At 59.5% G+C, this 21,654-nt stretch carries 21 protein-coding genes; 12 read left to right on the top strand and 9 right to left on the bottom strand.

The genetic code is table 11. From position 1 onward, the window contains the following. Positions 1 to 252 precede the first annotated feature (252 nt). The 4 genes from DWA01_RS10255 to DWA01_RS10270 all read left to right on the top strand — a co-directional run bounded on the left by DWA01_RS10255 (position 253) and on the right by DWA01_RS10270 (position 4,406). Positions 253 to 1,086 carry an ABC transporter substrate-binding protein gene (locus DWA01_RS10255; protein WP_114285747.1) on the top strand — a complete coding sequence of 278 codons (834 nt, stop codon included), beginning with the start codon at positions 253 to 255 and terminating at the stop codon, positions 1,084 to 1,086. A 7-nt stretch (positions 1,087 to 1,093) separates the two neighbouring features. Further along, positions 1,094 to 1,906: an amino acid ABC transporter permease gene (locus tag DWA01_RS10260; RefSeq protein ID WP_114285748.1), complete on the top strand. Its 813-nt coding sequence runs from the start codon at positions 1,094 to 1,096 to the stop codon at positions 1,904 to 1,906. A gap of 5 nt (positions 1,907 to 1,911) precedes the next feature. After that, entirely contained in the window at positions 1,912 to 2,643 is a 732-nt protein-coding gene (locus tag DWA01_RS10265; protein WP_272867852.1) for an amino acid ABC transporter ATP-binding protein, read from the top strand. An 86-nt stretch (positions 2,644 to 2,729) separates the two neighbouring features. After that, positions 2,730 to 4,406, top strand: coding sequence for a tetratricopeptide repeat-containing sulfotransferase family protein (locus DWA01_RS10270; protein WP_160116005.1), 1,677 nt, complete (start codon positions 2,730 to 2,732; stop codon positions 4,404 to 4,406). A 15-nt stretch (positions 4,407 to 4,421) separates the two neighbouring features. Here DWA01_RS10270 and phnE read toward each other — a convergent pair whose 3' ends face one another. Genes phnE through DWA01_RS10290 form a run of 4 tightly spaced genes read right to left on the bottom strand, consistent with a single transcriptional unit; the run spans position 4,422 to position 8,687 of the window. After that, complete coding sequence (gene phnE / locus DWA01_RS10275; protein ID WP_114285751.1) at positions 4,422 to 5,165, bottom strand: phosphonate ABC transporter, permease protein PhnE; 744 nt, start codon at positions 5,163 to 5,165, stop codon at positions 4,422 to 4,424. Then, positions 5,165 to 5,968 (bottom strand): phosphonate ABC transporter ATP-binding protein, encoded by an 804-nt coding sequence (locus tag DWA01_RS10280; protein ID WP_235008510.1) that lies wholly within the window; start codon positions 5,966 to 5,968, stop codon positions 5,165 to 5,167. Before DWA01_RS10280 ends, phnE begins: the two co-directional genes overlap by 1 nt. Continuing rightward, positions 5,965 to 6,834 carry a phosphate/phosphite/phosphonate ABC transporter substrate-binding protein gene (locus DWA01_RS10285; RefSeq protein ID WP_114285752.1) on the bottom strand — a complete coding sequence of 290 codons (870 nt, stop codon included), beginning with the start codon at positions 6,832 to 6,834 and terminating at the stop codon, positions 5,965 to 5,967. The genes DWA01_RS10280 and DWA01_RS10285 overlap by 4 nt, the downstream gene beginning before the upstream one ends. Further along, positions 6,834 to 8,687: a cytochrome c peroxidase gene (locus tag DWA01_RS10290; RefSeq protein ID WP_114285805.1), complete on the bottom strand. Its 1,854-nt coding sequence runs from the start codon at positions 8,685 to 8,687 to the stop codon at positions 6,834 to 6,836. The genes DWA01_RS10285 and DWA01_RS10290 overlap by 1 nt, the downstream gene beginning before the upstream one ends. Positions 8,688 to 8,826: 139 nt before the next feature. Between DWA01_RS10290 and mntR the strand changes: the two genes are divergently transcribed. Continuing rightward, a complete protein-coding gene (mntR, locus tag DWA01_RS10295) occupies positions 8,827 to 9,261 on the top strand; it encodes a manganese-binding transcriptional regulator MntR (RefSeq protein WP_235008511.1) in 435 nt (144 codons plus the stop codon). A gap of 497 nt (positions 9,262 to 9,758) precedes the next feature. Here mntR and DWA01_RS10300 read toward each other — a convergent pair whose 3' ends face one another. Genes DWA01_RS10300 through DWA01_RS10310 form a run of 3 tightly spaced genes read right to left on the bottom strand, consistent with a single transcriptional unit; the run spans position 9,759 to position 12,962 of the window. Continuing rightward, positions 9,759 to 11,279 (bottom strand): malonate--CoA ligase, encoded by a 1,521-nt coding sequence (locus DWA01_RS10300; protein WP_114285753.1) that lies wholly within the window; start codon positions 11,277 to 11,279, stop codon positions 9,759 to 9,761. Beyond that, a complete protein-coding gene (locus DWA01_RS10305) occupies positions 11,276 to 12,562 on the bottom strand; it encodes a malonyl-CoA decarboxylase (RefSeq protein ID WP_114285754.1) in 1,287 nt (428 codons plus the stop codon). The genes DWA01_RS10300 and DWA01_RS10305 overlap by 4 nt, the downstream gene beginning before the upstream one ends. A 13-nt stretch (positions 12,563 to 12,575) precedes the next feature. Continuing rightward, positions 12,576 to 12,962, bottom strand: coding sequence for a YciI family protein (locus DWA01_RS10310; RefSeq protein WP_114285755.1), 387 nt, complete (start codon positions 12,960 to 12,962; stop codon positions 12,576 to 12,578). A gap of 98 nt (positions 12,963 to 13,060) precedes the next feature. Here DWA01_RS10310 and DWA01_RS10315 point away from each other — a divergent pair, with 98 nt between their 5' ends. From DWA01_RS10315 to DWA01_RS10340, 6 genes are all read left to right on the top strand, one after another. Then, complete coding sequence (locus DWA01_RS10315) at positions 13,061 to 13,942, top strand: fumarylacetoacetate hydrolase family protein (RefSeq protein WP_114285756.1); 882 nt, start codon at positions 13,061 to 13,063, stop codon at positions 13,940 to 13,942. Then, a complete protein-coding gene (locus DWA01_RS10320; RefSeq protein ID WP_114285757.1) occupies positions 13,942 to 14,604 on the top strand; it encodes a malonic semialdehyde reductase in 663 nt (220 codons plus the stop codon). The genes DWA01_RS10315 and DWA01_RS10320 overlap by 1 nt, the downstream gene beginning before the upstream one ends. Positions 14,605 to 14,782: 178 nt before the next feature. Further along, on the top strand, positions 14,783 to 15,862 hold the full coding sequence (locus DWA01_RS10325; RefSeq protein WP_114285758.1) for a C4-dicarboxylate TRAP transporter substrate-binding protein: 1,080 nt from the start codon (positions 14,783 to 14,785) through the stop codon (positions 15,860 to 15,862). Positions 15,863 to 15,890: 28 nt separating this feature from the next. Next, positions 15,891 to 16,451 carry a TRAP transporter small permease subunit gene (locus DWA01_RS10330; RefSeq protein ID WP_235008512.1) on the top strand — a complete coding sequence of 187 codons (561 nt, stop codon included), beginning with the start codon at positions 15,891 to 15,893 and terminating at the stop codon, positions 16,449 to 16,451. Continuing rightward, positions 16,448 to 17,755 carry a TRAP transporter large permease gene (locus DWA01_RS10335; RefSeq protein ID WP_114285760.1) on the top strand — a complete coding sequence of 436 codons (1,308 nt, stop codon included), beginning with the start codon at positions 16,448 to 16,450 and terminating at the stop codon, positions 17,753 to 17,755. The genes DWA01_RS10330 and DWA01_RS10335 overlap by 4 nt, the downstream gene beginning before the upstream one ends. A gap of 10 nt (positions 17,756 to 17,765) precedes the next feature. Continuing rightward, positions 17,766 to 18,632, top strand: a complete 867-nt coding sequence (locus DWA01_RS10340) for a dioxygenase family protein (protein WP_114285761.1) — start codon at positions 17,766 to 17,768, stop codon at positions 18,630 to 18,632. Between the two features lie 82 nt (positions 18,633 to 18,714). Here the strand turns inward: DWA01_RS10340 and DWA01_RS10345 are convergent, their stop codons facing one another. After that, a complete protein-coding gene (locus DWA01_RS10345; RefSeq protein WP_114285762.1) occupies positions 18,715 to 19,413 on the bottom strand; it encodes a GntR family transcriptional regulator in 699 nt (232 codons plus the stop codon). A 130-nt stretch (positions 19,414 to 19,543) separates the two neighbouring features. Continuing rightward, complete coding sequence (locus tag DWA01_RS10350; RefSeq protein WP_114285763.1) at positions 19,544 to 20,416, bottom strand: LysR family transcriptional regulator; 873 nt, start codon at positions 20,414 to 20,416, stop codon at positions 19,544 to 19,546. A 77-nt stretch (positions 20,417 to 20,493) separates the two neighbouring features. Here DWA01_RS10350 and DWA01_RS10355 point away from each other — a divergent pair, with 77 nt between their 5' ends. Further along, the gene (locus DWA01_RS10355) at positions 20,494 to 21,549 is read left to right on the top strand and encodes a TauD/TfdA family dioxygenase (protein ID WP_114285764.1); all 1,056 of its coding nucleotides are present in this window, start codon (positions 20,494 to 20,496) and stop codon (positions 21,547 to 21,549) included. Positions 21,550 to 21,654 lie beyond the last annotated feature (105 nt).

Genomic DNA, 21,654 nt, shown 5'->3' on the forward strand with positions numbered 1-21,654 from the left:
ATATGCTTGTATCCGGCGCTTCCTACAACTGTAGGGTGGGCGGGGGCAGAAGGGTTCCCCGGGCAGATGAATTCCGGCTGGGGCCGATGATTTCTGCGCGGGGTTTCCCCGGGTCGTCGTGGTCCTGCCACGCGCCAGTGCCACCCACAGTTGCAACTGCGTAGAATGCAACGACAAATGCAAAATTGTCTGGACAACAGTCGCGCTATTGTCATGCTGTGGCATATTGAAAAACGACTTAGAGGAATTGCCATGAATTTGACGTCTTCAGCCGGTGTTATGGCACTGAGTTTTGGTCTTGTTTTGAATGCCGGCGCTGCCACCGCCCAGGTCGGGTGTTCCGATGGCAAAACCCTGAACGAGGGGGTGCTGACCATTGCGACTTCTAATCCGGCCTATTTCCCCTGGGTGATGGACAATGACCCCGCATCCGGCAAGGGCTTTGAAGCGGCGGTGGCCTATGAGATCGCGGCACGGATGGGTTTTGATGCGGCAAACGTGGCCTGGGTCGCGTCCTCCTTTGATGAATCGATCCAGCCAGGCCTGAAGAACTTCGACTTCAACCTGCAACAGTTCTCGATCACTGCTGAGCGCGAGCAGGTGGTTGATTTTTCAGTGCCCTATTATACCGCGGCGATGGCGGTTCTGACCCGCCAATCTGCGGTTGATGCCGGCATCACGGCCGATATGGCCTCGCTGAAAGGTGTGATCTGGGGCGCGGACGCGAGCACCACCGCATTGCCAATGCTGCAGGACCTGATTGCACCGACATCCGCTCCGCTGCTCTATAATGACAACACCGATGTGGTGGCGGCGATGAAAGCCAACCAGGTTGATGCCGCCCTGTTTGATCTGCCGACCGCGCTCTACCTCGGGGCAGTGGTGCTGGACGATGGGGTGATCCTGGGGCAGTTCCCGCCGGAGCGCAGCCAGAACCCGGATCGCTTTGGTCTGCTGATGGAGAAAGGCAATGCGCTCAAATCCTGTGTTGACACCGCAATCACCGCGATGACTTCTGATGGCACCCTCGCCGCGCTGGAAGCAGCCTGGCTGCAGGAAACCACTGGTGTTCCGATTATCAAGTAAGAGTGCAATGCTGACTCCAAGACAAGACTACAACCGGCGTGCGCGCCGGCGCAGTATCTTCATCGCGGCGGCCAGCACGGCGGCCGCGATTTCATTGCTGCTGTTGCTGATCCCGCTGAGCCCGGGCTGGGCGGCGGTGCAAAAGAGCTTTTTCAACGCGGAGATTTTCGCCAAATCCTTCCCGGTTCTGTTGCGCGCCTTTGTGCTGGATGTGGCCATCTTCCTGTGGTGCGCGCCGCTGATCGCGCTCTGGGGGCTGGCCATCGCTCTGTGCCGGGATGCGCGTGCGCCGGCGCTCTATCCGTTGCGGCTGTTTGGCGCGCTTTATACCGATGTGTTTCGCGGCGTGCCGGTGATCCTCATCGTCTATCTGATCGGTTTTGGGGTGCCCGGGCTGGGACTGCCACGGCCCTGGAACAGCCCTTATATCTGGGGCTCTCTGGCGTTGATCCTGACCTATTCGGCTTATGTGGCCGAAATTTTCCGCTCCGGCATCGACTCTGTACACGCGTCGCAGCGTTCTGCTGCGGCCTCGCTGGGCCTGTCCGACTGGCATGTGATGCGCGATGTGGTGCTGCCTCAGGCGGTGCGCCGGGTGGCGCCGGCCAATATGAACATGCTGATCGCGCTGCAAAAAGACGTGGCGCTGCTGTCGTTCATCGGCCCGGTGGAAATCCTGCGCCAGGCCGGCGTGTATAAATCTCTTTATGCCAATTTCACCCCCTATGTGGCGGCGGCGGTGATCTTCCTGGTGGTGACCATCCCGGCAACGCGGTTTGCCGACCGGATGTTGGCCAGACAACAAAAACAGCGGAGCTGAATGTAGTGAACGAAAAGCTGCGCCTGAAGAATGTGCACAAAAGCTTTGGGGCGCAAAAAGTGTGCCATGGCATTGATCTGACAGTGAATGAAGGCGAGACCATCTGTCTGATCGGCGCGTCCGGATCCGGAAAATCAACGCTGTTGCGCTGTATTAACCTGCTCGAGGACATCGATGAGGGCATGATCCTGCTCGATGGCGCTGACATCTCCAAACCCGGACTGGACCCGCAACCGGTACGTCAGCGCATTGGTATCGTGTTTCAGAGCTTCAACCTGTTCCCGCATATGACGGCGGTTGAAAACGTGATGCTGGCGCCGCGCCGGGTGCACGGCCTCAGCCGCGCAGAGTTGCGGCCGCGGGTCGAAACCCTATTTGAACGCTTTGGCCTTGCCGACCGGATGCAGAGCTATCCCGATCAGCTCTCGGGCGGGCAACAGCAGCGTGTCGCCATCGTGCGGGCGTTGGCGATGGAGCCGGAGATCATGTTGCTGGACGAAATCACTTCGGCGCTGGACCCGGAGCTGGTGGGCGAGGTGCTGGATGTCTTGCGCCAGCTGCGCCAGCAGGGCATGACGATGATCCTCGCCACCCATGAGATGAAATTCGCCCGTGAAGTGGCCGACAAGGTCTGTTTCCTCGACAAGGGTGTGATCCTGGAAGAAGGCCCCGCAGAACAGATCTTCGGCGCCCCGGAAAAAAACCGCACACGGGATTTTTTGCGCCGCGTTTTATAAGAACCGGGCAAACAGTTTTGTTAACCAGTTTCCAGGGGGGTGGTGCTAGTCAGGAGGCCAGCGAAACTTATCCCGGAGGCGAAGCCTTGTCCGTTGCCCAGACCCTGTCAAATGCGAAACGCCTGGCCCGTTCGGGCGCACCGGAGCAGGCCGGTCAGCTCTACCGTTCGATACTGGATGATTTTCCGGCAAACAAACGGGCGCAACAGGGACTTGCGGATTTAAAACGGACACAACAAACGGATGCCGGCGCAGCGGCTGACAGTCAGGACACTGTGCTGCAGGACCTGGTCAAAGGGCTGACAGGCCTGTACCAGAAGGGCCGGTTTGACGTCGTCGTTGAACAGGCAAGCCGGCTTGTTGAACATTTTCCCGTCGCGATTCTGTATAATCTGACCGGGGCATCCCTCGTCGGGCTGTCGCGGCTTGAAGACGCGGCAGAAGCTTTCCGTAAAGCATTGGCGATCACCCCGGATGACGGCGAGTTGCACAAGAATATTGGCACGGTGTATCGTGATCTCGCGCAGGCGGAAAAAGCTGCTGAAAGCCTGAACCGCTCGCTGGAACTTTTACCCGGTGATGCGGACGTGTGGGTGCTGCTCGGATTCGTCCTGACCAGCCTTGGCCGCACGGAACAGGCGATTGCAGCCTTTGAACAAGCCTGCGAACTTAAACCCAACCTGGCAAGCGCTTATGGCGGGCTGAGCAACCTGAAAGATTTTCAGCCCGAAGACCCACAGGTGGGCAAAATGCGTTCTTTGTTGCTGCAGCCCTCGTTGAGCAATAAGGACCGGGCAAAATTGTGTTCTGCTTTAGGGCGCATAACTGAGAAACAGGGACATTACGCAGAAGCCTTTGACTTTTTTGCTCAAAGGAACCGGGTCCACAAAGAAACTCAGCATTTTGATTATGCGTTTGAACGGACGATTTTTGACATCGTCCGTGGCGGTTTCCCACAAAGCTTTTCTCTGGCCGCGTCAGCCCCCGGGTCCGCGGCGCCCGCATTGCCCTATGTGTCAATCCCTGATGAAAAAACACCGGTGTTTATTCTGGGAATGCCACGGTCGGGTACCAGCCTGGTGGAACAAATCCTGAGTTGCCATTCGCAGATTTTTGGCGGCGGTGAATTGGCGTTTATGGGGAAAGCGGTCGAGAAAACCGGTCTGGACAATCGCCTGTTTGACGCCGGTCGGGCGCAGGTTCTGAGGGGCAGCTACCTGGCGGGGCTCAATAAATTTGATACGCGGGAGCCGTTGGTGACCGATAAGATGCCGCATAATTTTCGCTGGGTTGGCCATATACTTTCAGCTTTTCCTGAGGCGAAAATTATTCATATGCAGCGGGACCCGCGGGCCGTGTGCTGGTCCATTTTCAAGAGTTCATTCTCAGTGGAAAAACATACCTATGCCCAGGATCTGAATGACCTGGTGGCCTATTACGACCTGTATCTGGAGTGGATGGCACATTGGGAACAGGTGTTCCCGGGCCGGATCCGCCATCAAAGCTACGAAGAACTGACCCGCAATCAGGAGCAACAAAGCCGGGAACTTGTGGACTGGGTCGGCCTGACCTGGGAAGAGCAGTGCCTGCAGTTCCACCGCTCACGCCGGGCGGTGAAAACCGTTTCAACCGCTCAGGTCCGGCAGCCGATGTATCAGGGCAGTTCTGAGAAGTGGCGTCGCTATGAAGAGTTTCTGACGCCGCTGACCGACCGGTTTGGTACTGGCGAACAGCCGGAAAACCCCTTCACTCCAAAGCAGTAGCGTCCAGCGCGCGGATCAGGAAAACCGCTTGCGCAGCAGGTTGTTCAGCAGTTCAATAAGCACCACCAGCGCCGCAATGGCGATGGTGACGGTGGCGGCTTTGTCATACTGGAACGAGCGCACATAGGTCTGTACCGACAACCCGATACCGCCGGCACCCACGATGCCCAGAATAAGGCTTTCCCGCAGGTTCAGCTCAAATCGGAACACGGTGTCGCGCAGGATCACCGGCGCCATTTGCGGCCAGATGCCAAAGCGCAGCCGTTGCAGCCGGGTGGCGCCAATACTGTCCAGCGCAAGCACCGGGCCAGGGGCAACCCCGTCGATCGCCTCGGCGTAAAACTTGGCCAGCATGCCGGTGGCGTGGAAGGTGATCGCCAGAATGCCGGGCAGCGGTCCAAGGCCAACTGCGCCCACCATCAGCATCGCCACCAGAATAAGCGGGATGGCGCGGATCAGCGCCAGCGCGGCGCGCGTGGGACGGAAAACCCAGGCCGGCGATATCGTTTCGGCGGCCATAATGCCCAGCGGCACCGACAGGATCACCGAGCCGAGCGTGCCGAGAATGGCGATGCGCAGCGTCTCAGCGAGACCACGCCCCATTTCCCGCATGATGCTCAGGTCCGGCGGAAACATACGTGACAGGAAATCCGCCATGCGTGGCCCGGACGCGGCCAGTTTCGACAGATCGATATCGGCGCTGGCTCCGGCCCAGAGCACAGCGGCAGCGATCAGAATGGCGGGCCAGAGACTGCGCATCAGGCGACTCCTGTGTCGGGCAGCGGCTGGGCTGCGGGTGCAACGGCAGCTTCGGCATAGAGCCCGGCGATCTGCGCCTCATTCAGACCGGCCGCGCTGGTATCAAACGCAATGCACCCGGCACGCAGCCCGACAATGCGGTCGGCAAAACGGCGGGCAATGTCGGGTTGGTGCGAGCTGAACACCACGCTGGCGCCACGGTCGCGCGCAAGACTGGTGATCAGCCGCATCAGGCTGTCGGCACGGGTGGGGTCAAGACTGCTGACCGGCTCATCGGCCAGAATCAGCTTTGGCTGTTGCGCCAGGCAACGGGCAATGGCGACCCGCTGACGCTGGCCACCTGACAACTGATCAGCGCGCCGTCCAGCCAGATCCGCGATGCCGCAATCCTGCAGCGCCTGGTCGGTGGCCTGGTGGTCGTCCAGGGTAAAACGCCCGAACAGCGAGGCCGCTGCCGGGGTGCGGCCCAACCGTCCGTTCAACACGTTCTGGCGCGCGCTCGCGCGGTCCACCAGCCCGAGATCCTGAAATATGAAACCGGTGTCCGGGCGCAGATGACGGGGCAGGGCGCGCTCCGGCTGCAGCGCATGGCCCAGCACAGACGCCGCACCCGCCCAGCCCGGCAACTGCCCGTCAAGCAGCGCCAGCAGGGTGGATTTACCCGCACCAGACGGGCCAAGCACCGCCACAACTTCGCCAGGGGCCACAGACAGCGACACCGCATCCAGTGCAGATGCGGTGTCGCCGGGATGGCGATAGCTGACCTTGTTCAGGTGCAGTGCAGGCGTTCGGGCTGTGGTCAATTCAGCAGGCCGTATTCCCTGGCAGTCGCGCGCACACCGTCATAGGCGGCATTGTCGGCAATCACATAGCCGTCGGGACCATAGAGATAGGCCAGCAGCGACTTGTTTTCCGGACTGTTCAGCGACATCAGAACCTCAGTAAAACGTGTTTTCATATTGTCGCTCAGCCCTTTGCGCGCCAGCACCACATGGCTGGGGATCTGTTCCGATTCCGCAATCCAGGTGATTTCTGATTGCTGCTGAGGGCTTAGCAACAGATCGGCATATTGGCTGGAGCCGGCGGCATCTACAAGACCAGATGCCATTGCCTGCATCGATTGCTGATAACCACCGGCAAAAAAGCTGCGGCCAAAGAACTCATCCGCGTCACTGGCCGAAGTCACCAGCCCTTCTTCTACAAACAAGTTCAGCGGGTAGAGATAACCTGACTCCGAAATCGGATCGGCAAATGCGATGTCGCGGTCGCGCAGATCAGCGAGCGTTTTGATGCCGCTGTCTTTGCGCACAAAGATGCGGCCGGCATAACTTGCTTTGCCACGGTAGACCTCAGATACCAGCGCCTCGGCGCCGATTTCCGCTTCGGCCAGCACGTAAGGCAGCGCTCCCATGAAGGAAATGTCAGCATCGCCGTTGCGCAGCGCCTCAACCGCGGCGGCGTGGTCAAAGGTGACAAACCCTTTGACCGGCACCTGCAGCTGTTCACTGAGCCAGCCGGTGATCTGCTCAATGTCACCGAGCAGCTTTTCCGGGTTTTCCTGCGGGATGAACGCCAGCGTCAGGGTATTTTTACCTGCTGCAGCTGCGAGCGGGGTGAGGGCCAGGCTGGCGGCCGTGGCCAGAGAGAGAAACAAGCGGCGTGACAGCATCAGTACATCCTCGCGTCGATTTCAGATTGCAGGGTCTTGAACGCCTGCCAATTGTCGTTTGCAGCGGCCCAGTCGCCAAGGGCAGCGGCATCACCGGCGGCGCGCAGCAGACCCGCAAGCTGGTACACATCCGGTTTGGCCGACTGGTTGGACATCAGGCTGGCATCCGCCGCCAGATCCGGTGCCACCGTGTCCACCAGCAGCGCAATGTTGAACTGGTCTTTCATCGGCAGGAACGTGTCCATGGTGGTGGCAAATGTGGTCAGCTCTTCATAGTTCAGACGGAACGGCGTGTTCCTGTCGTCAAACTCCTGCCAGGGGTCATCGCCGTAGCCAACCGCCATCACATAAGCGGTCAGGTCAGAGCGCTGCTCTGCATTCAGGCCGAGCGATTTGGTGTCGTCAAACCAATCCACCACGCTGGCCAGTGTCGGCAGCGCCCCGTCATTGAAATAGGGGGCAGTATAGTTGACGTTCAGCAGGGTCGGGGTTTCAAACAGCGTCGCTGTGCCGCCCGGGAATGGCGGGTTGGCGCTGCCGATGTCATAGACTTTACCATCGCGGAACTTGTTGCTCGGCGTGTGGCAGGTGGCGCAGGACTGACCGTCGAGCCCGGCAAATGACTGGTTGAACAGCACTTCACCGCGCACTGCTGCGTCGGACGCCAGGTCGCTCAGGCTGCCGTCGCGGTTCAGTTTTGAATTCGGCAGGAAGTCAAATTCGCGCATATAGGCAATCAGCGCATCCAGGATAAAGGGTGTCGGCTCTGCGCCGGCAAACTCTTTGACGATGACGTTGCGGGTAAAGTCGCGCAGGCTGGCTTCGCGCCCGTCACGGCCATAGGGGCCGGTAAAGCGGATGCCGCGCAGGCTTGGGATATCAACCGGGTCCATTTTGCGGTCGTCAAACATCGGGTTGAAGAACGAACTGTCCACATCAAGGCCACCAGCATGGGTGGTGATGCCGGGAATGAAAAAGTCGCGGTTCACATCGCTGCGGTTGTGGCAGGCGCTGCAGGTTATGCCGAGGTCACGCGCCGGACCACTAAATATTTCCGGGCTGTCAAACAGCATATCCCCAAAAGCCACCAGCGGCAGGTCGGCCTCATCACCACCGGCTTCTTCAAACTGCAACACCAGGCGCGGCATCGGCTGCTGTTCAAGGAAATTGCTGCCCGGCGGCACGGTGGTGGGCACGGTGACGTCCGCACCGGTCAGGTAGACCGACTCGGGCACCGGGCTCAGCCTGTCACGTGGCGCAAAGGCTTCGGGGTCGTAGTTTTCGCGGATATAGGCGACGATGACCTCGCGGGCAGCGTTGAACTGGGCTTCATCCACCGCAACCTGACCGGCGCCTAGAACGCCGGCAGACCCGGTGCTGTTCATCAGCTCAAGCCAGGCAAGGCCCAGCGTGCGTGCGGCGGCGGGGTCGGCGGCTTTGATGCCGTCTTCAAAGGCGCGGTACAGCGCCTGGGCTTCCAGCAGATCAGGTTTGGCACCTTCGGCCAGCAGCGCAGCGGAGGCGTTGTCGAGCTCAAGCAGAATGTCGCGGGCGATGGCGCGGGTGGTGGCGGCAAACAGTGCCTGGCGGTCCCGGGCGGCAAGCGCCTCGCGGATCGCCCTGGCGTCGCTTTCAGCAAGGCGGCTCAGCGCTGCTTCGGGCGTGGCAGCCGCGGCGACCGGCGCCTGCCAGGCGGCGGCCAGATCGTCCCAGGGCATTGGGATCAGATTGCCCATGAACTGGGTCAGCCGCAGCGCGGCGGCTTCGGGCAACCAGGGGGCTTCCTTGGCGGGGGTGGCGGTTGCGGCCACCGGGGCGGCGCAGAGCAGAAGGGCAAGTGACAGACGGCGCATGGGGTATGATTCCATAGGGGCAGGGCAAACTTAGCTTCGGCTAACTTGTGACGCATCGGCTAAGCTCTTGTCAAGCGCCGCCTATAGTTTAAAAGTGGGATTTCCCGAAAATACCTGGCCGGAGATAGTGGTGGACAGTGTGAGACCCGAGAATAACCGCAATACCCGGCTTCCGCAGACAGACGGGTTTCAGTCCGTGCGTCAGGCGCATCAGAGCGAAATGGCGGAAGATTATGTGGAACTGATTGCAGAACTGATCGCGCAAAGCGGCGAAGCGCGTCCGGTTGATATCGCCCGCCGGCTTGGCGTGTCGCAGCCAACGGTGACCAAAAACCTCGCGCGGCTCAAACGCGACGGGCTGGTCACCCATGAACCCTATCGCTCGGTGTTTCTCACTGCAGAGGGGCAGGTGCTGGCAGTGGACTGTGAAAAACGCCACCGCACCGTGGTGGCTTTTCTGACCACGCTGGGCATTAGCCCGGAGGTGGCCGAGCATGACGCCGAAGGTATCGAGCACCATGTCAGCGACGAAACCCTGGCTGCTTTCACCCGCTACATCAAACAGAACAGCTGACGCTGGCTTATTCCTGAGCCGGCGTGAGCGTGCGCACATCTGAGTGCGCCTGCAGAACGTGGCCGCCCCGCAAAAAAAAACGGGACGGCGGTGGCGGGGCGGCCGTCGTGGCGCAGGGGGCCAGCGTGGCTTACGCCCCGCGCTGAACCGGTGCTCTGCACTGACCCGTGCCCTGTGCTGTCGCACGGAGTTGAGTTGTCCTGCGGCGCAACGACCCAGGCCGGGCACCCGGGTTTGGACGTGCGCCCGCCCGCACTCAGGCCGGACACGCACGCCTGCAGCCAGACCGGACACACCCGCCCTAAGGCCGGGCACCCCGGCCCGCACTTACGCTGACCTGGCTTCAGGCCGGACACCCGCGCCGTCACTCAGCTGTGGCATCCGGGATCGCGCGCGGTGGAGATCAACGAGAGCCGCAGACCGGGGCTGCCGCAGCTTTGCCCTCAGCCCTCAGCCCGCAGCCCTCAGCCCGCAGCCCTGCGCCCGGACCCGCCGGTTCACACCGGTTCTGACAGCAGATTGGCCCAGGTCTCGCGCAGCAGATTTTTCTGCACTTTGCCCATGGTATTGCGCGGCAGTTCAGCCACAAATACATAGCGTTTCGGGTGTTTGTACCGGGCCAGTCGTTCCGAGACGATCTGAGACAGCTCTGCGGTGTCCAGCGTCGCGCCCGGCGCGGTGACCACCGCCGCGATGACCGCCTCGCCAAAATCGCCATGTGGCACGCCAAACACTGCCGATTCCACCACGCCACTCACCTGGTTGATCTCGTCTTCCACTTCGATCGGATAGACATTGTAACCGCCGGTAATGATCAGATCTTTTTCGCGCCCGACAATGGACAGATAACCCTCGGCGTCAATCTGACCCAGGTCACCGGTGATGAAAAAGCCCGAAACCCGCAGCTCTTCCGCGGTTTTTTCCGGCATGTTCCAATAGCCGCTGAACACGTTGGGGCCCCGGACTTCGATCATGCCCACCCCGCCAGGTTCCATCTCTTCACCGGTGTTACTGTCGACAATCTTCACCTCAGTCCCTGCCAGTGGAAATCCGACAGAGCCGGGTTTGCGTTCCCCTTCATACGGGTTGGAGGTGTTCATATTGGTTTCGGTCATGCCGTAGCGTTCCAGAATGCGGTGGCCGGTGCGCTCTTCAAAGGCTTCATGGGTTTCCGCCAGCAGCGGTGCACTGCCTGAGACAAACAGGCGCATGGATCCGGTGATGTCGCGGCTGAACCGGGCATCTGCAAGCAGCCGGGTGTAAAAGGTCGGTACCCCCATCATGGTGGTCGCCCCGGGCAGGGCCTCGATGACCTGATCGATGTCAAATCTGCTCATAAAGCGCATGCAGGCGCCAGCGATCAGCGAGGTGTTGACCGCAACAAACAACCCGTGGGTGTGAAAGATGGGCAGGGCGTGGATCAATGTGTCACTGCTGCTGATCTGCCAGAGACCGGCCAGCGCAGTGGCGTTGGACAGCAGGTTTTCGTGGCTCAGCATCGCGCCTTTGGACCGCCCGGTGGTGCCGGAGGTGTAGAGCAATGCCGCCAGATCATCCGGCGCCCGGTATGCGGTTGCAAATTCGGTGGGCTGGTCCTTGCTTTGCGCCGTCAGTGAGCCTGTGCCGTCGGCGTTCAGCGTCAGCAGGGCGGCCCCGGCGGCGCTTGCAACAGGAGACAGTCCCTCTTCGGCCTTGTCCTGGCAAATCACCAGTGCCGGTGCGGCGTCCGAGATGAAATAGCTCAGCTCACTGAGTGTATAGCCGGTGTTGAGCGGCAGATAGACCGCCCCGGTCTGCACCGAGGCCGCATAAAGTGCCAGGGTCTCCACCCGTTTGGGAGCCTGCACCGCAATGCGGTCGCCGGGCTTTACCCCGGCATTGCGCAGAACATGGGCGATCTGCGCGGCCATGCCGACAAACTGGCGAAAGCTGAGCTGCTCGCCTTCATCCGTGATCAGGAAACACGCCTCATTATTTTTATGGGGTTCAAAGAGGGCGTCATATAGCGGGTTGCTCATTTCGTCAGATCTCCAGTTGCAGAGTTTTTGTCAGACAGGGCCATGTTTTTGACCGCTTTGCTGGCAGCGACCTGTTTGTCGGTCACAAAGTTTTCGTGGTTCCGCTCGGTCAGAGACTGGTCATACAGGTAGTTGACCATCACACCACCGGACTGTTTGAGCCCTTTTGGCGTGGTGTCGCCACCGGCGTGAAGATTGTGAACGACCGCGCCATTGCCGAGGTGGAACCGCGCCACCGGGTCCACCGGAAGCCCGTCGGCGCGTTTTGCCTGCAGCAAATAGAACGCCGCCATTTCCTCAAGCTCAGCCGGGCTGGCCTCGCCTGCCAGAATTGCTGTGGCACGCGCATTGTCACCAAGTGTGCCCAGCCATCGGCTGAAACCCGGAATCGGCGACAGGGTGACAAAATTGTCCAGCTGCGGCAGCTGTTGTTTCAGCTCCGAGACCACCTGTTTGATCAGAAGATTGCCAAATGACACCCCGTGCAGCCCGCGCTGGCAGTTGGATATGGAGTAGAACACCGCCGTTGTGGTGTCTTCAGCGGCCAGATGTGTCCGCTCGTCGGTCAACAGATCGCCGATCGAGCCGGGAATTGTGCCGGTCAGCGCGACCTCCACAAAGATCAGCGGTTCATCCGGCATGGTGGGGTGGAAAAAGGCGAAACAGCGCCGGTCGGGCGGATAAAGCCGGCGGCGCAGATCTTCCCAGTCGTCAATCGCATGCACTGCCTCATAGGCGACGATTTTCTCCAGGATGGTGGCGGATGTATCCCAGCTGATCTGGCGCAGCACCAGAAAGCCGCGGTTGAACCAGCTGCGCAGCAAATGCACAAAATCCAGATCGGTGCGTTTCAGATCTTCATTGCCGGGCAGCAGGTCAATCAGGTCCTTGCGCATCGCCACCAGCTCGGCTGTTGCACCTGGCGGCTGGTTGAGCCGGCGCAGCAATTCCTGGCGCCGGGGTTCAGACGCTTTGCTCAACGCGCTGAACGCGGCAGGCGAGCCGTCCTTCTGATACACCAGCGCCAGATCGACGATCGTCTGCGGTTCAAATTCCAGCGCATCGTTGAGATAGCAGAAAAATTCCAGCTTTTCGTCTTGCTCCAGCTGGCGGTAGCGGGCCAGGATCGCGGCCGCCAGTTTCAGGCCGGAGATTTCTCCCTCGGCGGACAGGAGCGCGTCGCACATCTCAGAAATGGCGCGCCGGTCATCGGATTTGGTGGTTGAACGGCGACGCTCAAACAAAGTTGTCAGAATGTCGCCGAGGAAACTGCTGTGTTGCATAAGGATACCGGGGTCAGGAAAGGGTCACAGATTGGGTTGAAAGCCCGACGTTCAGCGACAGCGAGCCTTCATTGATCAACCAGCGCCGCAACGTGTGGCTGCGGGCGCCGGAGAGGTGCATCGGGTCATCCGAGGCAAGCTGACGCGCTTCTTCTATCGTATCGGCGCGGTAGATAATCATGCCGCAGCCCTGCATTTCATTGCCGCTCAGATCCGACAGCGGTCCGGCGAATGCCAGTTTGCCGGCCGATTCGAGGTCGCGCTGATACTGCAGATGTGCCGGCAGATTCTCTTGCACAGTGCCCAGCGAGCCCACCGGCGTGGTTTCGACAACAAAAAGTTCCAGCGCCAGCGCGCCGCGAGTTTTTGCCTGAACCTTATAGTCTTCCCATGATGGCATAGTGGCCTCCGTTTGACGTTGTAATAAAAAAATCGATATTATTTGACAATAGCAGAAATAATCGTCAAAAATAGTAAAAACATATCCGAGGACCCCGAATGAGACTTATTGTAGGCCGTACTGGCACATCTGAGGCCGTTTTTCTTGTAGAAGGCGACCGGGCACGAAACCTGAGTTCTGACCACGCAGGCGTTGGCTCTGATCTTATGGCGCTGATCAATTCACCGACTTTGATGGAAGAGGTCACCCAGACTGGCATGACCGGTACCACTGTGGCGCTGGCCGAGATCACCCCGGCGCTGCCCATCGCCCGGCCAGGCAAAATCGTCTGCCTCGGTCTGAACTATATCGACCACGTCAAAGAGGGCGGCTACGAGATCCCCGACTATCCGGCGCTGTTCATGCGTTCGCAGAATTCGATGATGGCCGCTGGTCAGCCGATGGTGCGCCCGACCTGTTCCGAACGCCTCGACTATGAGGTCGAACTGATGGTGATCATCGGCAAGGGCGGCCGCCACATTTCTCAGGCCGACGCGCTGGACCATGTCTTTGGCTACACCGTGTTTAATGACGGCTCTGTGCGCGATTACCAGCGCAAGACCCATCAGTGGACGCCGGGCAAAAACTTCGACAATACCGGCGCGGTTGGCCCTGTTGTCGTGACCCCTGATGAGCTGCCTGCGGGCGCCTCCGGTCTTAAAATCGAAAGCCGCGTCGGCACTGAAATCCTGCAAAGCTCCAATACTGCCGACATGATGTGGCCGGTTACTGCAGCGATTGAAACCATTTCAGAGTATACTACCCTGGAGCCGGGCGACATGATCGCGATGGGCACACCTCCCGGTGTGGGCCATGCCAAAAAGCCGCCACGCTGGCTGCGCCCCGGCGAAACAGTTGAAGTCGAGATTGAAGGCATTGGCATCTGTGCCAGCCCGATCGTGGACGAGGCCAACATGGCAGCAAAATCAGGAGCAGCGTAATGGCATTGCAGGGGGCAGAACTGGATAAGGCACGCAATCACGCCCAGCAGGTGGTGCGCGACCTGCGTGCCCGCAAAACCACGTTGGACGACGATTCCATTGATCTGATTCTGGGGGAAGCCCGCTCGCATTATGCCTGGAGCGACCGCCATGTTTCTGAAGAGCTCCTGCGCCGGCTTTACGACATCACCGCGTCGGGTCCCACCAGCATGAACACCTGCCCGGCGCGCTATATCTTTGTCTCCAGTGTGGAAGGCAAAGAACGGCTGGCGAAATCGCTGAAAGCCAAGAATATCGACAAGATGATGGACGCACCGGTCACCGCGATCATCGCTTATGACCCGATGTTCTGGACCGAGCTGCCGTTCCTGTTTCCCCATGAAGACCGCCGGCCACATTTTGAGGGCAAACCGGAACATGCTGAAGATACCGCGTTTCGCAATTCCACCTTGCAGGGCGGCTATTTTATGATTGCCGCCCGGGCGCTGGGACTCGATGTCGGCGCCATGTCAGGCTTTTCCAACGCGATTGTGGATGAAGAGTTCTTTACGGAGAACGGCTGGAAATCCAACTTCCTCTGCAATCTTGGTTATGCGGATGAATCCGCGCTGTTTCAGAAATTGCCGCGGTTCCCGTTTGAGCGGGTCTGCAGTTTTTTGTGAACGCGACGGCAAGGACTAAACACACCGCCGGCGTCTCATAGCCAGAGGCCGGCGGACAGAAGTAAGTGAGAGCGTAACGATCAAAACAGGTGGCCACCCGGGAACAGACTCCAGCAAGGAATCTGAAAATGGGGGCCAATTTCGGGGCAATTTCGCCCACTAAATCAGGGAGGACTATATGAAACATTGGACAAAAGCTGCGGCACTGGGTGTCGCTCTTTCCGGGCTGACCGTGATCCCGGCCTACGCGCAGGAAACCATCAAAGCTGTGGTGATCGACGGTTATCCGGCGCGCGCCCTCTGGGTTCAGGAATTCAGCAATTTTTTCATTCCTGAAGTGGACAAGCGCCTTGCCGAAACCGGCAATTACCAGATGGACTGGCAAGAAAGCTATGGCGGCACCATCGTCAAACCCAAAGGCGTGCTGGAAGGCGTGAAACTGGGGCTGGGCGATATCGGTATCGTCACCACCATCTTCCACTCTTCCAAACTTCCAAGCCAGGCCATTTCTGCGGTGACTCCTTTTGTCGCGGCCGATGCCCGTGCGGTGGCCAAAGCCGTGGATGAAATCGCCAAAGAATTCCCGGCGGTTCAGAACGAGTTCGCCAAACAGAACCAGGTCTATCTGGCCACCGGTGTGGTGCTTGATACCTATCAGGTCTTCAGCAAAGATCCGGTTTCCTCACTGGCGGATATTGAGGGCGACAAAGTTGCCGGCGCCGGCATGAACCTGCGCTATCTCGAAGGTATCAAAGGTGCTGCCGGTGTGCGCGGTGGTCTGACCGATTTCTACAACATGCTGCAGACCGGCCTGGTGGATGACGCCATGCTGTGGTCTGAGGCGGCCAAAACCTTCAAGATCGCCGAAGTTGCGCCTTATATGCTGCGTGCCGATCTCGGCGCGGTGAATTCCAAAACCGTCACTGTGAACCAGGACTACTGGGACAGCCTGCCGGATGAGGTGAAAACAGCGCTTCAGGAGGTTGCTGTCGAGTACCGCGACCGTCTCGCAGGCATCGCCATGGACCGCGCACAAGCCAGCCGTGACGCCTATGTCGCCGCCGGCGGCACAATCGTTGCGCTTTCTGATGCGGACCGCGCCGCCTGGGCCAATGCGATCCCCGATATCGCTGCGGAATGGGCTGCCGATCTGGAAGCAAAAGGCGAGCCGGGTTCAGAGATGCTGAACGCCTATCTCGCGAAACTGGAAGCTGCCGGATACACCGGGCTTCGTGACTGGTCCGCCGGTCTTAAATAACTGAAACCACGCCCTGGGAGGGACTTTCTTGCTTACTAAACTTCAAAATGCCATCCAGGGCGTGACCAGAGTTTCAAATGCGATGGCCACCGTGGCCAATGTGACCGGAACACTTGTTGTTCTGATCCTGGTCGCGGTGGTCAACTATGATGTCTTCGCACGGGGCATCTTTAATATGCCGTTCCGCGGTGCCGTCGAAGTGGTTCAGTTCTCCATGGTACTGATCGTGTTCCTGCAACTGCCGGACGTGGTGCGGGTGAACCGGCTGACCCGGTCCGACGGATTTCTTCTGCTGCTCGACACGCGTTTTCCGCGTGTGTCCCAGGTGCTGCGCCGCGCCATCGATTTGCTCTCCGCCATAATCATGTCGCTGATTGCGATCGCCATCTGGCCCGAGTTCACTGACATGTGGCAGACCCAGGATTATTTCGGCATTCCCGGTGTGTTTGTCGCGCCCTGGTGGCCGCTCAAACTGACCATCTTTGCCAGCGCTGCGCTGTGCACTCTCATCTTCATTCTGAAAGTCGTGGCAACACGTGGCGCTGATAACGGCAACCACGCGGCACGCAATGAAAAGGCCGCCAAATGACGCCTATTGAAATCGGTGTGGCCTCGGTCGGCGCCATCATTGTCCTGATCTACCTCGGGGTCTATATCCCCATCGCTCTGACGGCGGTGTCCTTTGTCGCTATCTGGCTGATGCGGGACAATTTCGACCTGGCGATGAACCTGCTGAAAATCGCCGCTGGTGACAGCGCGATGGAATACACCTTTGCCACCGTGCCGCTGTTCACCTTTATGGGGCTGGTGGTCTCAAAGGCCGGCCTGGGCTCTGATATCTATGAGGTGATGAGCTCCGGATTCCGCCGCGTCAAAGGCGGCATCGGCATGGCCACCGTCGGGGCCAATGCGGCTTTTGCTGCGGTCACCGGCTCTTCCATCGCCTCGGCCTCGGTCTTCGCCAAAGTCTCAGTGCCGCAGATGATGCTGAACGACTACAACCCGCGCTTTGCCGTCGGGGTGGTGGCGGGTTCGTCCGTGCTGGGCATGATTATCCCGCCTTCCGCCATGCTGATCATCTATTCCTTTGTCGCCGAACAATCGGTGGGGGATATGTTCCTCGCCGGCGTGGTGCCGGGGCTGCTGCTGGCGGTGGCCTATATTGGCTCGATCTGGGTGATGGGGCGACTGTTTCCCAATTTTGTCGGCGGCCGCAAGGCGGACGAGTATGAATTCATGCCCTGGCGTGAAATCGCCTCCAAAATGCTGCCTACACTGGGTCTGATCACCATCGTGCTGGGCGGGATCTACACCGGCTGGCTGACCCCGGTCGAAGCCGGAGCTGCCGGCGCCCTGACCGGGTTGATGATCGCGGTTGTACGCCGCTCCATGTCGCTGCGCGGGCTTTGGGACGCGCTGATTGAAACCGGCCACATCACTGCAACCATCCTGTTTCTGATCACCGCTGCATCGATTTACAGCCGCATGCTTGGCCTCGCCGGCGTGCCCAATGAGCTGGGCGATATGCTGGCCGGCAGCAACGCGAGCTTTGTGCAGATCATGGTGATCTATGTGGTTATGATGCTGTTTCTGGGCACGCTGCTGGACACCGCCTCTATTATCCTGATCGTGGTGCCTTTGTTCCTGCCGCTGATTGAACCCATGGGCCTGTCATTGGTCTGGTTTGGCATCATCACCGTCGTCGGCGCGGAAATCGGGTTGCTGACCCCGCCGCTGGGCATCTCCTGCTTTGTCATCAAAGCGACGCTGGATGATGACCGGATTTCGTTGAAAGACGTTTTCCTCGGTGCGCTGCCCTTTGCCGGCATCATGCTGGTCGTGCTGATCCTGCTGATCCGCTTCCCCGCCCTGAGCCTGTATATTCTGAACTGAAAGTTGTCCCATGCGTAACGTAACAGCCGAAAATATCACCGACGTCTTTACCGGCTATCTCGGCGAAGACACCGATCCCCGGGTGCGCGAGGTTCTGACCAGCCTGGCCCGCCATCTGCATGATTTCACCCGCGAAGTCAGCCTGACTCATGACGAATGGCGCAAAGCGCTGGAACTCATGCAATGGGCCGGCAGGATCACCACGCCGGAGCGCAACGAATTTGTACTGCTCTCGGATGTGATGGGCCTGTCTTCGCTGGTCGATATGGTGAACTCCAAACCCGACGTCACCAGTTCAAGCGTGCTGGGGCCATTCCACGTCTCTGACGCGCCGCCCCTGGCAATCGGCGGAGACATGCGCAAGGATTTCGACGACGAGGTCATCCTGGTCGAAGGCCATGTGCGCGACAAAGAGGGCAATGCGATCCCCGGCGCGACGATCGACATCTGGCAGACCGCGCCCAACGGGCTGTATTCCAGCCAGGACCCGGATCAGGATATCTATTCCTTCCACGGGCTGATGACTGCGGACGAAAATGGCCGCTACGCCTTCACCACCGTGCGCCCGGTCAGCTATACCGTGCCTTCTGACGGTCCGGTCGGGGAAATCCTGAACGCCGCCGGCCGCCACCCCTGGCGTCCGTCACACCTGCATTTTATTGTGTCTTCCGAAGGCCACCGCAACCTGGTCACCGAAGTGTTTGCGGCTGATGACCCCTATCTCGATCAGGACACCGTCTTTGGCGTGCGTGATGATCTGGTGATGCATTTTGTGCCACAGCCCGCCGGCAGTTTCCCCGAAGGGTTTGAACTGTCCGGCAAGGTAGAGGGCGACTATTCCCGGGTGGATTTCGACTTCATCCTCGCCCGCGAATAAGCTCAATCACCTGAGGCGCAGCTGTGACATTCCGGGCCGCGCCTCAGCCACGGCTTTAATCCCCAGTTCTTAACCCTGTGTCTTAGCCCTGGGTGTCTTCGGAAGTGGCAATAAGACCGGTCAGAAATGCGCCGGTCTTGCGATAATGGCTGAGCAGCAATTCAGCGGCCTGGTCGGCATTGCGTTCAAGCGCCGCTCTTAAAATATTATCATGTTCGCTGGAGACATCCCGTTTGGTGTAGTTCAGCGATTTTCCGGCCAGATAGCGATAACGGATGTTCAGGTCATAAAGCTGACTGCACAGCTTCAGCAGAAGCGGTGAACTGGAGGCCGAAAGCAGGGCCATGTGGAAGGCTTTGTGCCGCGCTTCAAACCCTTCGATATGGTCCCGTGTTTCACGCAGCATCCGGTGGTGGCTCAGCACCAGCTCATCTTCCCAGGCTTCACTGGCATTGGCGATGCTCTGGCGCAGCGCCATTTCTTCCAGCGTGCAGCGCAGGCTGAGAATGTCATTGAAATTTTCCCGGCTCACTGCGGCGGTGCGAAACCCACGCTGATCAATGCGTTCCACCAGCTGATCTGATGTCAGCAGGCTCAGCGCTTCCCGGATCGGCGAAGCGCCAATTTCCAGCAGCGTGCGCAGCCCGTCGATTTTGAGCTTCTTGCCAGGTTGCAAATCGCCAACCACGATCATGCGCCGGATTTCCAGATAGGCCCTCTGAGTTGCAGAAACATCTTGGGCGGGGGCTGGGGCGGAAGAGTGTCGTGTGTGAGTGTCCATGGGTTTAAAATATCGATATTTCGGGAGAATACAACAAACTCTATGCTGAATCGCCGGTTTAAGCGCCTGAAATCTGGCTTAAGCCACGGTAGCGCCCCGGGCCAGGTGCCGGGCGGGTGTAAAAGCCGGTTCAGCTGAGGAAGTCCCAGAAGGTTGCGGCCGCTTTTGACGCCGGAATACTGTGTTTGCGGGCAAAGACAATATCGCGGACCGGCGCGGCTTTCAGGGGCACAGCTGCGACGACGCCCAGCTCAGTTGGCAAAGAGAGGCCGGTGACAACCGAGAGGCCCAACCCCGCTTCGACAATGGCCAGAATCGAATGGGTCTGCAGAATTCTGTGGCTGATCTTTGGTGTGGCAGCCTGGGAGGAAAACCACTGCAATATCATCTGCTCACTGCCGCCAAGCGGCATGACAAAGGGTCGGCCGGCCAGCTCTGCCGCGCTCAACTCGCCCGCGCCGGCCAGGGGATCTGACGCCGGCACCAGCGCCACCAACCGGTCCGGTGCCGCCGGGATCACGTCAAACGCCTCGCCCGGGTCTGACAGCACCGCGATATCGATATTGCCCCGGGTGAGATCCGTCAGTGTGTCCTCGTCCGGCGCCTCCCGCACACAGACTGAAATTTGCGGGTACAGCGCGGCAAAGGCCGTCAGCCGCGCCGGCAGGATGCGGGCAGAGGCGCTGGCGCCAAATGAGCCGATGGTCAGACTGCCGGCCTTGTGCTGCTTTAACTCCAGCAGGCGGTCCCGCAACGTGTCCAGCGTCCGGTCAATCGTCTCTGCATGGGCGGCGACAAGCCGGCCTTCCTCAGTAAGGCGCAGCGGTCGCACCCCGCGCTGAACCAGGGTCAGGCCAACGCTTTGCTCAAGATTTGAAATCGAGCGGCTGATGGCGGATTGCGTCAGGCCAAGGTCGGCGGCGGTGCCGGAGATACTGCCGGTCTCGCCGACGCGCCGCAGCGCCCGCAGCGCGGTAAGTGTGGGATTGAAAGCTGGCTGCATTATGATTTTCAGTCATTAGTTTTTGAGATACATGTCCTGTAGATCATAAAAGCAATTGCGACACACGGAGAAAAGTCATGGCGACAGCAGCGGATCGACCTTCTGAACTCACCGGCCCGGCGGTCTGGCTTGGCCCGGATATGGTGCAAAACGAAGGGGCGTGGTTGGTGCACCTGTCCCCGGCGGATGTGGCTGAACTGGAAACCGCCGCGCGCCATTACCTGTCACTGGGGCGCGATATCGGCGAGATTTCTGCCGCTGATTTTCCGCTGAACCATTTTGGCGAACATCTGGCTCAGCTGAAAGAAAAGTTAATCGATGGCAATGGCTTAGAGGTTATTCGTGGGTTGCCCACCGTGGGCTACAGCCAGGAATTCGCCGCCACTATTTTCTGCGGTATCGGCGCCCATCTGGGCAGCGCCCGCTCGCAGAACGCCAAGGGCCATATTCTGGGCCATGTGCGCGACATCGGCTCAGATGCCAATGATCCAAACAGCCGCATTTACCAGACGTCACAGCGCCAATCCTTCCACACTGACAGCGCCGACGTGGTCGGTCTGCTGTGCCTGCGCGATTCCAAAGAGGGCGGCAAATCAATGCTGGTCTCGGCACTGTCGATCTACAACCGCATGCGGACGGAACGCCCCGACCTGCTGGAAAAGCTGTTTGACCCGATTGCCACCGACCGGCGCGGCGAAGTGCCTGAAGGCGAAAAACCCTATATGGAAATCCCGCCCTTCAGCTGGCACGACGGCAAGCTGACGGTGTTTTATCAGCGCCAGTATATCGACAGCGCCCAACGCTTTGACGGTGCCATGCGTCTCACCCCGGCCCATATTGAGGCGCTGGATATGTTTGACGCGCTGGCGGATGACCCGGAATTGAACTTTGGCATGCAGCTGCAGCCCGGAGATATGCAATTCGTCTACAACCACTCGCAACTGCATGACCGCACCGGCTTTCTAGACTGGCCGGAGCCTGAAAAGCGGCGTCACCTGCTGCGCCTGTGGCTGTCGGTTGAGGGCGACCGGGAACTGCCGCCCTGTTTCAAAGAACGTTACGGCTCGATTGAGATCGGCAACCGCGGCGGCATCATCACCAGCGAAACCCGGCTGCACGCGCCGCTGGACTAAGCGAAATCAACAGCAAACCTGCGCCGGTAAGTCACCGGCAGACGGAGTGAACGGGGGCGCAAAAGCGTCCCCGTTTTTGTTTGATTGGGACCCGCCATATGGGGC

This window comes from Candidatus Halocynthiibacter alkanivorans (assembly GCF_003333265.1).
GTDB lineage: Bacteria > Pseudomonadota > Alphaproteobacteria > Rhodobacterales > Rhodobacteraceae > Halocyntiibacter_A > Halocyntiibacter_A alkanivorans.